General features: G+C 70.5%; 8 protein-coding genes. 5 read left to right on the top strand and 3 right to left on the bottom strand.

The window, feature by feature from the left end; genetic code table 11:
- Window positions 1-22: 22 nt before the first annotated feature.
- The 3 genes from gltX to AC0665_RS33200 form a co-directional block, all read right to left on the bottom strand.
- Window positions 23-1507: a glutamate--tRNA ligase gene (gene gltX, locus AC0665_RS33210; RefSeq protein ID WP_478609022.1), complete on the bottom strand. Its 1485-nt coding sequence runs from the start codon at window positions 1505-1507 to the stop codon at window positions 23-25.
- Window positions 1500-2276 carry a fumarylacetoacetate hydrolase family protein gene (locus tag AC0665_RS33205; RefSeq protein ID WP_363118188.1) on the bottom strand — a complete coding sequence of 259 codons (777 nt, stop codon included), beginning with the start codon at window positions 2274-2276 and terminating at the stop codon, window positions 1500-1502. Before AC0665_RS33205 ends, gltX begins: the two co-directional genes overlap by 8 nt.
- 173 nt (window positions 2277-2449) lie before the next feature.
- On the bottom strand, window positions 2450-2641 hold the full coding sequence (locus tag AC0665_RS33200) for a hypothetical protein (RefSeq protein ID WP_466951388.1): 192 nt from the start codon (window positions 2639-2641) through the stop codon (window positions 2450-2452).
- Window positions 2642-3244: 603 nt separating this feature from the next.
- Between AC0665_RS33200 and AC0665_RS33195 the strand changes: the two genes are divergently transcribed.
- The 5 genes from AC0665_RS33195 (at window position 3245) to AC0665_RS33175 (ending at window position 12304) form a co-directional block, all read left to right on the top strand.
- Window positions 3245-7129 (top strand): sensor histidine kinase, encoded by a 3885-nt coding sequence (locus tag AC0665_RS33195; protein ID WP_478609019.1) that lies wholly within the window; start codon window positions 3245-3247, stop codon window positions 7127-7129.
- 9 nt (window positions 7130-7138) lie between these two features.
- Window positions 7139-7552 carry a roadblock/LC7 domain-containing protein gene (locus AC0665_RS33190; protein WP_030851929.1) on the top strand — a complete coding sequence of 138 codons (414 nt, stop codon included), beginning with the start codon at window positions 7139-7141 and terminating at the stop codon, window positions 7550-7552.
- 110 nt (window positions 7553-7662) lie between these two features.
- Entirely contained in the window at window positions 7663-8058 is a 396-nt protein-coding gene (locus AC0665_RS33185) for a DUF742 domain-containing protein (RefSeq protein WP_030851927.1), read from the top strand.
- Entirely contained in the window at window positions 8039-8614 is a 576-nt protein-coding gene (locus AC0665_RS33180; protein ID WP_097220936.1) for a GTP-binding protein, read from the top strand. The genes AC0665_RS33185 and AC0665_RS33180 overlap by 20 nt, the downstream gene beginning before the upstream one ends.
- Before the next feature lie 375 nt (window positions 8615-8989).
- Window positions 8990-12304, top strand: coding sequence for a nitrate- and nitrite sensing domain-containing protein (locus AC0665_RS33175; protein WP_478706453.1), 3315 nt, complete (start codon window positions 8990-8992; stop codon window positions 12302-12304).
- Window positions 12305-12311 lie beyond the last annotated feature (7 nt).

Below are 12311 nucleotides of genomic sequence, written 5' to 3'. Positions count from 1 at the left end.
CCTCGCGGTGTGGTGCCGTGCGTTACGCGGTGAGCTTCGCCAGCGCCGCGTCGATCCGGGCCAGGGTGGTCTCCTTGCCCAGGATCTCCAGGGACTCGAACAGCGGCAGGCCTACCGTGCGGCCGGTGACGGCGACGCGGACGGGGGCCTGGGCCTTGCCGAGCTTGAGGCCGTGGGCCTCACCCGCGGCCAGGACGGCCTCCTTGAGCGACTCGGCGGAGGTCCAGTCGGCGGCCTGAAGCTTCTCGCGGGCCGTGCGCAGCAGGGCGTCCGAGCCCTCCTTCATGGCCTTGTTCCAGGAGGCCTCGTCCTCGGCCGGCTCCGGCAGGAACAGGAAGTCGACGTTGTCGGTGATCTCCGACAGGACCTTAAGCCGGGTCTGCGCGTGCGGGGCGATGGCCTGCCACTTCGCCTCGTCGAAGGCCTCGGGGGCCCACGGGGCGAACGGCGCCCGGAGCCACGGGCGGCAGCGCTCGGTGAAGTCCTTCACATCCAGCATGCGGATGTGGTCGCCGTTGATGGCCTCGCACTTCTTGAGGTCGAAGCGCGCGGGGTTCGGGTTCACGTCGGAGATCTCGAACGCGGCGATCATCTCGTCGGTGGAGAAGATGTCCTGGTCGGCGGAGAGGGACCAGCCGAGCAGGGAGAGGTAGTTGAGCAGGCCCTCGGGGAGGAAACCGCGCTCCCGGTACAGGTTGAGCGAGGACTGCGGGTCTCGCTTGGAGAGCTTCTTGTTGCCCTCGCCCATCACGTACGGCAGGTGGCCGAAGGACGGGATCTCCTTGGCGACGCCCAGCTCGATCAGCGCCTTGTACAGGGCGATCTGGCGGGGGGTGGAGGAGAGCAGGTCCTCGCCGCGCAGGACGTGGGTGATCTCCATCAGGGCGTCGTCGACCGGGTTGACCAGGGTGTACAGCGGGGCGCCGTTGGCGCGGACGATGCCGTAGTCCGGGACGTTCTCCGGGGTGAAGGTCAGCTCGCCGCGGACCAGGTCGGTGAAGGTGATCGTCTCGTCGGGCATGCGGAAGCGGACGATCGGCTCGCGGCCCTGGGCCTGGTACTCCTCGACCTGCGCGGCGGTCAGCTCACGGCAGTGGCCGTCGTAGCCGGAGGGCTTGCCGGCGGCGCGGGCGGCCTCGCGGCGGGTGTCCAGCTCCTCCTGGGAGCAGTAGCAGCGGTAGGCGTGGCCGGCGTCGAGGAGCTTGGCCGCGACGTCCTTGTAGAGGTCCATGCGCTGCGACTGGCGGTACGGCGCGTGCGGGCCGCCGACCTCGGGGCCCTCGTCCCAGTCGAAGCCCAGCCAGCGCATCGAGTCGAGCAGCTGGGTGTACGACTCCTCGGAGTCGCGGGCCGCGTCGGTGTCCTCGATGCGGAAGACCAGGGTGCCCTGGTGGTGCTTGGCGAACGCCCAGTTGAACAGGGCGGTGCGCACCAGACCCACGTGGGGGTTACCGGTGGGCGAGGGACAGAAACGGACGCGTACTGGGGAGCCGGGTGCGCTAGCCACGCTTGACAACCTTGTTGGTGAGAGTGCCGATGCCTTCGATGGTGACGGCGACCTCGTCGCCGACGTTCAGGGGGCCGACCCCTGCCGGGGTGCCCGTGAGGATCACGTCGCCGGGGAGCAGCGTCATGGCCTCGGAGATGTTGACGATCAGGTCCTCGATGGAGTGGATCATCTCGCTGGTGCGGCCGAGCTGGCGCTGCTGGCCGTTGACCGTGAGCTGGATGGTGAGGTCGCTCGCGTCCAGGTCCGTCTCCACCCAGGGGCCGAGCGGGCAGGAGCTGTCGAAGCCCTTGGCCCGGGCCCACTGCTTCTCGCGCCTCTGCACGTCGCGGGCGGTGATGTCGTTGGCGCAGGTGTAGCCGAAGATCACGTCCTTGACGCGCTCGCGCGGGACCTCGCGGCACATCCGGCCGATGACCACGGCCAGCTCGGCCTCGTGGTGCACCTCGGAGGAGAAGGAGGGGTACTGGATCGCGTCGCCGGGGCCGATCACCGAGGTGGACGGCTTGAAGAAGGCGAAGGGCGCCTCGGGCACCTCGTGGCCCAGCTCGCGCGCGTGCTCCGCGTAGTTGCGGCCGAAGGCCACGACCTTGTTGGGCAGCACCGGCGGCAGCAGCCTGACCTTGCTCACCGGCACTTTCGTGCCGGAGAGCTCGAAGTCCGCGAACGGGATGCCCTTGATGATGTCGAGGACGAGCTCGTCCTGCCTGTCGCCCTCGATGGCACCGAAGGCGACGTTCCCGTCGATGGAGAATCTGGCGATGCGCACGGGTTGCTTGGCCCCTTGACTGACGCGGCTGAAGTCTGACGGTCCAGGCTAACGCGGGGAGGTCCCCGCGCCCCGCGCATGGTGAAGGGGCGCCCCCTCGCGAGGGACGCCCCTGGAAAATCCATGGCCCGCCGCCCTGAGCACGAGGCGGCCGACGCGCGTACTACCTGGTGTCACTCCGCGGCCGCGGCGGCCGCGACGGGGATCTCCATGAGGATGGTGCGCTTGGGGTTTGCGGTCTGGGCCGGCAGGTCGACGGGGTGCTCCGGCTGCTCCGGCGTCTGCAGTTCGTCGGCGCCTTCCAGGTGCGCCAGCGTCGTGCGTCGCGGGTTGGCGATCTTGTGGAACATCGTCGTCGTCTTCACTGTTTACTTGACCCTGTCCTGTGCCGGGCGCCGGGCGGGGCGTGAAGCCCCGTACGGACGCGGGTTGTCGGTTGTGCCATCGCTGTAAAGCGTCAGGCTAAACATCCGATTCCCCGGCCCCGCCGCCCGGAGGCCATGATCGGCATGTGAGTTTTCTCACGAATCACAGGGCGAATCGGTCATTCCGGACCCACGCCCCACCCCAACGAAACGGACATTGGCCCACTGAAGCCATCATTCCGCTCCTGATCATGGCGACTGGGACACCCGGCCGAACCCGGCGACTCGCGGGCATACGTCCGAAATGGACGAACTCCCTTTCTACGTCTGGTGATACGGCACTCACGTGGTGTCACCTAGGTCACGGCTCGGCCTACGGGCCTTGTTGGAGATCCTGTGCTGTGCTGGAATCTCACGGAACCGCCGCAGGAACGAGCCGGCGCACAGGGGGCGCACAGACGCGCCGAGCGGCGGTGAGAAGGGGGAGCCAGCGCCGGTCACCCAAGACCACCACGGGGGCGTTTTTCAGGGCGTCCCCAGAACGCCGACACCGTGTCCCGCCGTTCAGGCGACGGGGCGCCTGGTCCAGAGGTTGCGACGCTAGTGCAGGGACGTTTCAAGAGGGATGGCAACGCTGCGGCGGAGCCGGAGCCGCACGGCGGGACTGGCCCCATGAATGGCGGCCCCTCGCCCCAGCACGCCCAGAACCAGGGCCCTGCCGGTGACGGCGGTGAGCGCTCGGGACCGACCTCCTCCGGGTCCGCGGCCCCGGCCAAGGGCCTGAAGCCGCCGGCGGGCCCGGTCGGCCCGGGCTCGCGAATAGCCCTGCGGAACTGGCGTATCTCCACCCGCCTGGTTTCGCTGCTCGCACTCCCCGTGGTCGCCGCCACGTCGCTGGGCGCGCTGCGCATCAACGACTCCATGGAGAACATCCAGCAGCTCGACAACATGAAGCTGCTGACGGACCTGACCAAGCAGGCCACCGAGCTGTCGGCCGCGCTCCAGGAGGAGCGTGACCAGTCGGCCGGCCCGCTCGCGCACGGCGGCAAGGCGACCGACTTCACGGTCAAGGGACTTCGCGAGAAGACCGACCGGGCCCGGAAGAACTTCCTCGACAGCTCCGAGGAGATCGACAGCACCAGCAAGGACGGCAACCTCAAGGGCGTCCGCGAGTACCTCGTCCAGCTGGCCGGCGAGCTGGGCGACCTGGAGCAGATCCGCAAGGGCGCCTACGCCTCCGAGGGCAACTCCACGCAGACGATCGAGGCCTACCACCGTCTGATCGAGAACCTGATCGACCTCTCCCAGGACATGGCCGAGGCGACCAGCAACCCGGACATGATCCAGCGCACCCGTGCGCTGGCGGCGTTCTCCTCCGCCAAGGAGTACTCCTCGATCCAGCGCGCGGCCCTGGCGGCGGCACTGCCCGCGAGCAACACCACCACCGGCAGGCTCTCGCCGAACGACCGGCTGTACGCCGAGTCGGCCCTGGAGAGCCAGAACTCCGAGATCCGCAGCTTCAAGAGCATCTATGGCGAGGACGCCGCCGCCGAGCTGCTGAAGCCGATCGAGGACGGCGGCAACTCCACGATCAAGGCGACCGACACCTACGCGAGTCGCGCCCTGATCTCCGCGAGCGGTCTGGCCCAGCAGGACAAGCGGTCCTACCGCGACTGGCTGGACGACAGCTCCACCAAGATCCAGCAGATGAAGAACATCGAGCACACCCTGCTCGAGGAGATGGAACAGAAGGCCCGCGAGCTGCGCAGCGCCACCGAGCGCGACGCGATCATCTCCGGTGCCCTGATCCTGATCGTGCTCGGTGTGTCGCTGGTCGGCGCCTTCGTCGTGGCCCGCTCCATGATCCGCTCGCTGCGCCGCCTGGAGGACACGGCCACCAAGGTCGCCTCCGACCGTCTGCCCGAGCTGGTCAAGCAGCTGTCCGAGTCCGACCCGCAGGACGTCGACACGTCCGTGGAGTCGGTCGGCGTGCACTCCCGGGACGAGATCGGCCGGGTGGCCGCGGCCTTCGACGACGTGCACCGCGAGGCGGTCCGCCTCGCCGCCGAGCAGGCCCTGCTGCGGGGCAACGTCAACGCGATGTTCACCAACCTCTCGCGCCGCTCCCAGGGTCTGATCCAGCGCCAGCTGTCGCTGATCTCCGAACTGGAGTCCCGCGAGGCCGACCCGGACCAGCTGTCCTCGCTGTTCAAGCTCGACCACCTCGCCACCCGCATGCGCCGTAACGGTGAGAACCTCCTCGTCCTCGCCGGTGAGGAGCCCGGCCGCCGGTGGACCCGCCCGGTCCCGCTGGTCGACGTGCTCCGTGCCGCCGCCTCCGAGGTGGAGCAGTACGAGCGCATCGAGCTGGCCTCCGTGCCGACCACCGAAGTGGCCGGCCGCGTGGTCAACGACCTCGTGCACCTGCTCGCCGAGCTGCTGGAGAACGCCACCTCGTTCTCCTCGCCGCAGACCAAGGTCAAGGTCACCGGTCACGCCCTGCCCGACGGCCGGGTGCTGATCGAGATCCACGACACCGGTATCGGTCTGTCGCCGGAGGACCTGGCGGCGATCAACGAGCGGCTCGCCTCTCCCCCGACGGTGGACGTCTCCGTCTCCCGCCGCATGGGTCTGTTCGTGGTCGGCCGCCTCTCGCAGCGCCACGGCATCCGCATCCAGCTGCGCCCGTCCGACTCCGGTGGCACGACCGCGCTGGTCATGCTGCCCGTGGACGTCGCCCAGGGCGGCAGGAAGCCCCAGCCCAAGCAGCCCGGTCAGCCGCAGGTCGGTGGCGGTCCCGCCGCCGCGCAGGCCGCCGCCGGTGCAGCCGCGGCCCGGCGTGCGGCCGGTGCCGGCCAGGGCGCCGGTGCCCTCGGGGCCGGTGCGTCCGGTAACGCCTTCGGCGGCGGTGCGCCCGGCGGTGGCCGGCTCGCTCCGGGCCAGGGCCCGCGGGCCGCGCTGCCCGGGCGGGACGCGGACGGTGGCCGTCCCGGAGCACCGGGCGGAGCGCGTGGACCGCAGGGTCCCGGCCCCTCGGCCTTCGACCAGGGTGGTCCCGCGCAGGGCCGTCAGGCTCCGGCCGGCGCCGGGTTCGGCCAGCCGGCGCCCGGCGCCCCGCAGGGTCTGCAGGCCGCGGGCACCAACGGCCCGCAGGGTCAGGACGGATTCGGCGGCGGCGGCGGTGGTGGCCGGGGCCGCAAGAAGCAGGGCAACAAGTCCGAGCAGGGCAAGGGCCGTCGGCCGCAGCTGCCGCCGCGCGGCGGAGCGCGCGCGGAGCTGCCCGGCGGCGACCAGCAGCGCGTGCCGAGCTGGAGCGACGAGAACGCCCAGCCGCCGGTGCCGCGTGCCTCGCTGGACGCCCCGCGCGGTCACGAGGAAACGGACGCCTCCCGTACGGCGCCCATGCCGCGCGTCGACGACCGTCAGGGCCCGGGCTCGACGACGGAGATGCCGGCCGTGCCGCGTGACGGCGACCGGCAGGGCTTCGGCTCGCCGTCCGACTTCGGCGCCCCCCAGCACGCGGACCCGTTCGGCCTCGGCGCGAACGCACCGCAGGGCCAGAACCAGTTCGTGCGCCCGGACGTCTACGGCACCAACGGCGGCCGCCCCGACCCGTCCTCGACGTCGGGCCAGTACCCGGCGCCGCAGTCCTACGACAACGGCTCCACGGGTCAGTACCCCGCGCCGCGCCAGGACAACGGCACGACCGGCCAGTACCCCGCGCCCCGTCAGGACAACGGCTCCACCGGGCAGTACCCGGCGCCGCAGTCCTACGACAACGGCTCCACGGGTCAGTACCCGGCGCCGCGCCAGGACAACGGCACGACCGGCCAGTACCCCGCGCCGCGCCAGGACAACGGCTCCGGCCGGCCCACCCTCCCGGGTCCGGCCACGCCGGCGGACCCGTCGGGCACGGGCCAGTTCGAGCGGCCGCAGGGCAACGGCGCCCGGGGCGGTGCCGACTTCGGCGCCCCGCGTCCGCCCGCCCCGCAGGTCCGGCCCGTCCGGCAGGAGCCCGAGGCCCTGCCGCCGGCGACCGGCCCGGGCGACGGTCGTACGCCGCTGTACGACACGCTGGAGACCAACTGGTTCCACGGCCAGCAGGAGCAGCAGCAACAGCCGCAGAACAACGCCTCCGCACCGGCCGCCCCGCAGCAACCGCAGGGACCCACCGGTCCGCAGCGGTCCGCGTCCGCCGGATGGCGCGCCTCGCCGAACGACGACCTCGTCCGACAGGCCGAGCGCGTCCGCCAGCCCGCCGCGGGTGGTATCACCACCTCCGGCCTGCCGCGCCGGGTCCCCCGGGCGAACCTCGTCCCGGGCACGGCGCAGCAGCAAACCCACCAGAGTGGTCCGCAGGTCTCGCGCGCGCCGGATGACGTGCGCGGCCGGCTGACCAATCTCCGTCGGGGAATCGCACAGGGTCGTCAGGCCGGGTCCACCCAGACCGGCAGCCACCCACGGCCCACTCACCAGCAGGAGCGTTAGTTGAGTCCGATGAGCCAGGCGGCACAGAATCTCAACTGGTTGATCACCAACTTCGTGGACAACACCCCCGGGGTGTCCCACACCGTCGTCGTGTCCGCCGACGGTCTCCTCCTGGCGATGTCGGAGGGCTTCCCGCGCGACCGCGCGGATCAGCTCGCGGCCGTCGCCTCGGGCCTGACGTCCCTGACGGCGGGCGCCTCCCGGATCTTCGAGGGTGGGGAGGTGGCTCAGACGGTCGTGGAGATGGAGCGGGGATTCCTGTTCCTCATGTCCGTCTCGGACGGCTCCTCGCTGGCCGTTCTCGCCCACCCCGAGTGCGACATCGGCCTCGTCGGCTACGAGATGGCGCTCCTGGTCGACCGCGCGGGCGCGGTCCTCACCCCCGACCTGCGAGCTGAGCTCCAAGGCAGTCTGCTCCACTGATCGGCCCCGGCACCACCCGTCTCACCACATCACCGTCCGGCCGCCACACACCCCACACAGGCCCCGTCAGACGGCTTGCTGACCGACTTGCTGTCCCGCCCGGAGGACCCATGACCCCGCCCACCGCCTCTCATGATCCGTACGCGGAGCCGTACGAGGACGAGGGCGACCAGCCACTGGTACGGCCGTACGCCATGACCGGTGGCCGGACGCGGCCGCGCTACCAGCTGGCCATCGAGGCACTGATCAGCACGACCGCGGATCCCGCCGCGCTCATGGGGCTGCTCCCGGAGCACCAGCGGATCTGCCACCTCTGCCGTGAGGTGAAGTCGGTGGCCGAGGTCTCGGCACTGCTCAACATGCCGCTCGGAGTGGCCCGCATCCTCGTCGCGGACCTCGCCGAGGCCGGTCTCGTCGCGATCCACCAGCCGGGCGGCGACGACGCCACCGGCGCGCCGGACGTGACACTGCTCGAAAGGGTGCTCAGTGGACTTCGCAAGCTCTGACGCGGGGCGGTCCACCACCTCCGCGAAGATCGTGGTGGCCGGCGGCTTCGGCGTGGGCAAGACCACGTTCGTGGGTGCCGTCTCGGAGATCAACCCGCTGCGCACCGAGGCCGTCATGACGTCCGCCAGCGCGGGCATCGACGACCTGACCCACACCGGGGACAAGACCACCACCACGGTGGCCATGGACTTCGGCCGTATCACCCTGGACCAGGACCTGATTCTGTACCTGTTCGGAACGCCGGGCCAGGACCGCTTCTGGTTCATGTGGGACGACCTGGTGCGCGGCGCCATCGGCGCGGTGGTGCTCGTGGACACCCGGCGCCTGGCCGACTGCTTCCCGGCCGTCGACTACTTCGAGAACAGCGGTCTGCCGTTCGTCGTGGCGCTCAACGGCTTCGACGGACAGCAGCCCTACCAGCCCGAAGAGGTGCGCGAGGCGCTCCAGATCGGTCCGGACACCCCGATCATCACCACCGACGCCCGGCACCGGTCGGACGCGAAGAGTGCCCTGATCACGCTGGTCGAGCACGCTCTGATGGCACGGCTGAGGTAGCACCCAATTCAGATACGTCATACGGCAGTTGTCGTAGATACACCGGAGCCGACTGTGTCCTTTGACACGGTCGGCCAAGGTGTTCATAACGTTTCGGCAGAGGAATGTGGTGGTACGGCCACGCGTCGCGCACATCCGGTCTCGCTGCGCTCACAATCGCCCCGCCTTTTGGCGGGGCTCGTTCTTTATGACCGTTTTATCTGGGGCTTACATCACGTCGAATCCCCTCCCCGGACTGTTTGGAAGAGCGCAGGTCGTCGTGCTGGAATGCCTGAACTGCCCAATAGTCAATGACGTACTCGTCCATCGAGTCGTGTTGGGCTCTGAACACTGCGGCACAACGTTGGTGCCGACCGCCGAGAGGTTGTTGGTCGAGTGAGGCGAAGCAAGAGCAGTCCCGAGCCGTCGGCCCGGGGCAACTTCACCCCGCCGCCGCGCACAGCGGCGCCCGCCCCCGTGCCCGGTTCGGAACCGACGGCCGCACCCGCCGAGAGCGGCGGCCGTCTCTCCCCGCGCAACTGGCGTGTGGCGACCCGGCTCAACGCGATCCTGCTCATACCCGTGGTGGTCGGCCTCGTCATGGGCGGCTTCCAGGTGAAGAGCTCGATCGACACCTGGCAGGAGGCCGAGGACGCGCAGAACACCGCGCGCCTGGTCCGCGCCTCGCTCCTCTACGCCAACGCCCTCTACAACGAACGTGACGCCTCGGCGGCGCCCCTGCTGAAGGGCAGTGCCCAGACCGCCCAGGACAAGGCGACCGTCGCGGAGGTCCGCAAGGCCACCGACGAGGCGGCCGACGCCTTCGACGCCGCCGCCCAGAACATGCCGGCGAAGCCCGGCCTCGAGCGGCGGCTGGACCTGTTCCGCAAGGCGGAGCCCAAGCTCGCCACCCTGCGCCAGGTCGCGTACACCTCCAAGCTCAAGGGCGTGCAGACCGAGGAAGGCTATGTCGAGGTCGCGCACCCCCTGACGGAGTTCGCCAACGAGCTCGGCCTGGGCACCGGCAACATCACCAGCTACGGCCGGACCGTGTACGCCATCGAGCTCACCAAGGCGGCCCTGTCGCTGCAGCGCTCCATCGGCATGCACATCCTGGTCAAGCCCGGCCCGGACGCCGGCAACCTGGCCAGCCAGCGCATCGCCCTGTCCTCGTACGCCTACCTCGAGCGCATCGCCGTGCAGGAGTACATCGGCGGCGGCACCGAGCAGGACGCCGCCAAGCTCGACACGGCCGAGGCCAAGATCAAGGCCGACGCCGCGGCGATGGCCCGGGAGGCCAAGGCCAAGAACCCGGACTACGTCCCGCCGCCGTCCAACCCCACGTCGATGATCTCCGCCGTCGCGACGCTCCAGAGCACCGACCCGAGCGCCCGCGCCGCCCTCGCCGAGAAGGGCATCACCGCCGAGAACTGGTGGGCGGTCAACACGCTCAAGTTCAACGCGTACGAGAAGATCGAGACCGACATGGCCGACAAGGCCGTGAGCGAGGCCTCGGACATCGCCGACGCCGCCCAGCGCGACGCCTACATCACCGGTGCCGCCGTCGTGGTCGCGCTGCTGCTGGCCTTCATCCTGGCCGGTGCGGTCGCCCGCCAGATGAGCCGCTCGATGCGTCAGCTGCGCAACGCCGCCTTCGGCATCGCCGAGCAGCGTCTGCCGATGCTGGTCGACCAGCTGTCCCGCACCGACCCGGGCCGCGTCGACACCCGTGTGCAGGCCATTCCGATCACCACCACGGACGAGATCGGCGAGGTCGCCCGCGCCTTCGACCAGGTCCACCGCGAGGCGGTCCGGCTCGCCGCCGAGCAGGCCCTGCTGCGGGGCAACATCAACGCGATCTTCACCAACCTGTCGCGCCGCAACCAGTCGCTGATCGAGGGCCAGCTGACCCTGATCACCGACCTGGAGAACAACGAGGCCGACCCGGACCAGCTGGAGAACCTCTTCCGCCTGGACCACCTCGCGACCCGTATGCGCCGCAACGGCGAGAACCTCCTGGTCCTCGCGGGCGAGGAGCCCGGCCGCCGCTGGGACCAGCCGGTCCCGCTGGTCGACGTGCTGCGCGCCGCCTCCTCCGAGGTGGAGCAGTACGAGCGCATCGAGCTGTCCGGTGTCCCGGAGGCCGAGATCCACGGCCGCGCCGTGACCGACCTCGTGCACCTGCTCGCCGAGCTGCTGGAGAACGCCACGACGTTCTCCTCCCCGCAGACCAAGGTCCGTGTCACCGCGACCCGTCTCCCCGACGGCCGCGTGATGATCGAGATCCACGACAAGGGCATCGGCCTCACCGCCGAGGACTTCGCGGACATCAACCACAAGCTGGCCAACCCGCCGACCGTGGACGCCGCGATCTCGCAGCGCATGGGCCTGTTCGTGGTCGGCCGGCTGTCGGACCGGCACGGCATCCGCGTCCAGCTGCGCCCCTCGGGCGAGCAGGCCGGCACGACCTCGCTGGTCATGCTGCCGGACGCGATCACCCACGGTGGTGGCGGCGAGCAGCACGTGGACCGCGACGAGTTCACCGTCTCGCAGATCATCCCGGAGCAGAACTTCGGCGGCGAGAACTTCGGCCAGCCCATGCGCACGGCCGCGGAGCTCGGCTTCGACGACAGCCGCTACTCCGAAGTCCCCGACGACATAAGGGAGCTGGACCCGGTCGGCCGCTCCCTGATGCGCGAGGAGCGCCGGGCGGCCCTGGAGGCCCAGTCGCACGAGCAGCCCGCCCTGCCCGGGCAGAGCAGCGGGCAGGCCCCGGAGGCGACCGGGTACCAGGACGAGTACGCCAACGGGCAGCAGGGCTACGACGCCGGGCAGGCCTACGACACCGGCCAGAACGGCTACCCGGAGCAGCAGCCGTCCGCGTACGACCGCCAGGCGCCCTACGAGGAGCAGCAGGCCTCGTACGAGGGCCAGCAGCAGCACACGGCGTACGAGGAGCCGCAGCGGTCCGCGTACGACGAGCAGTACTACGCGCCGGGCGGCGGCCTCCCGCAGAACGACAGCTTCTCGCCCAACGGCAGCTACCCGGAACCCTCCTATGCGGAGCCGGCCCAGGAGGAGCCCTCGGCGCCCGCCTCGGGCGGACCGGGTGGATTCGCCGCCTTCGAGCAGCGTCGTCACCAGGACGACTGGCCCCAGCAGGACGGTTACCGCAACGGCTACCCGAGCCAGTACCCTTCTCAGGCCCAGGAAACGGAATCTGCGCAGGCCGCTGACGCGAGTGAGCAGGACCGCGTAGGCTTCGACCGTCCGGGATCGAGCCCCTCCGCCGGTCGCACCATGACCGACGCCGGGCTTCCCCGCCGTGGATCCACCGCGAGCGGTACGAACGGCACGGGTGGTGGCGCGCGGCACGCGAGCCAGGAGCCGCCGGCCTCCGCTCCGGAGAACAACGGCGACGACTGGCGGTCGGCGAACGACGAGCGGTGGCAGCAGGCCTCGCAGCTCCGGAAGCCCAAGGCGGGCGGGGTCACCTCCTCCGGCCTGCCGAGGCGGGTGCCCAAGGCCAACCTGATCGAGGGCGCCGCCGAAAGCACCCACCAGGGAGGCCCACAGGTCTCCCGCGCCCCGGAGGACGTCCGGGGCAGGCTGAGCAACCTGCGTCGGGGCGTCCAGCGCGGACGCAGCGCAGGCAGTGAAACGAACGGCCAGGGCTTCGGTCCTGACAGCACCTACAACCAGGAGCGTTAGTGTGAGC

The organism is Streptomyces sp. NPDC043685 (genome assembly GCF_056436585.1).
The sequence above is the reverse complement of the archived record's forward strand: the minus strand, read 5'-3'. Positions and strand labels throughout refer to the sequence as shown.

Excerpts from the sequence above, each read along its gene's own strand:
- AC0665_RS33190 (WP_030851929.1), top strand. The coding sequence starts at position 7,139 with ATGAGCCAGGCGGCACAGAATCTCAACTGGTTGATCACCAACTTCGTG.
- AC0665_RS33185 (WP_030851927.1), top strand. The coding sequence starts at position 7,663 with ATGACCCCGCCCACCGCCTCTCATGATCCGTACGCGGAGCCGTACGAG.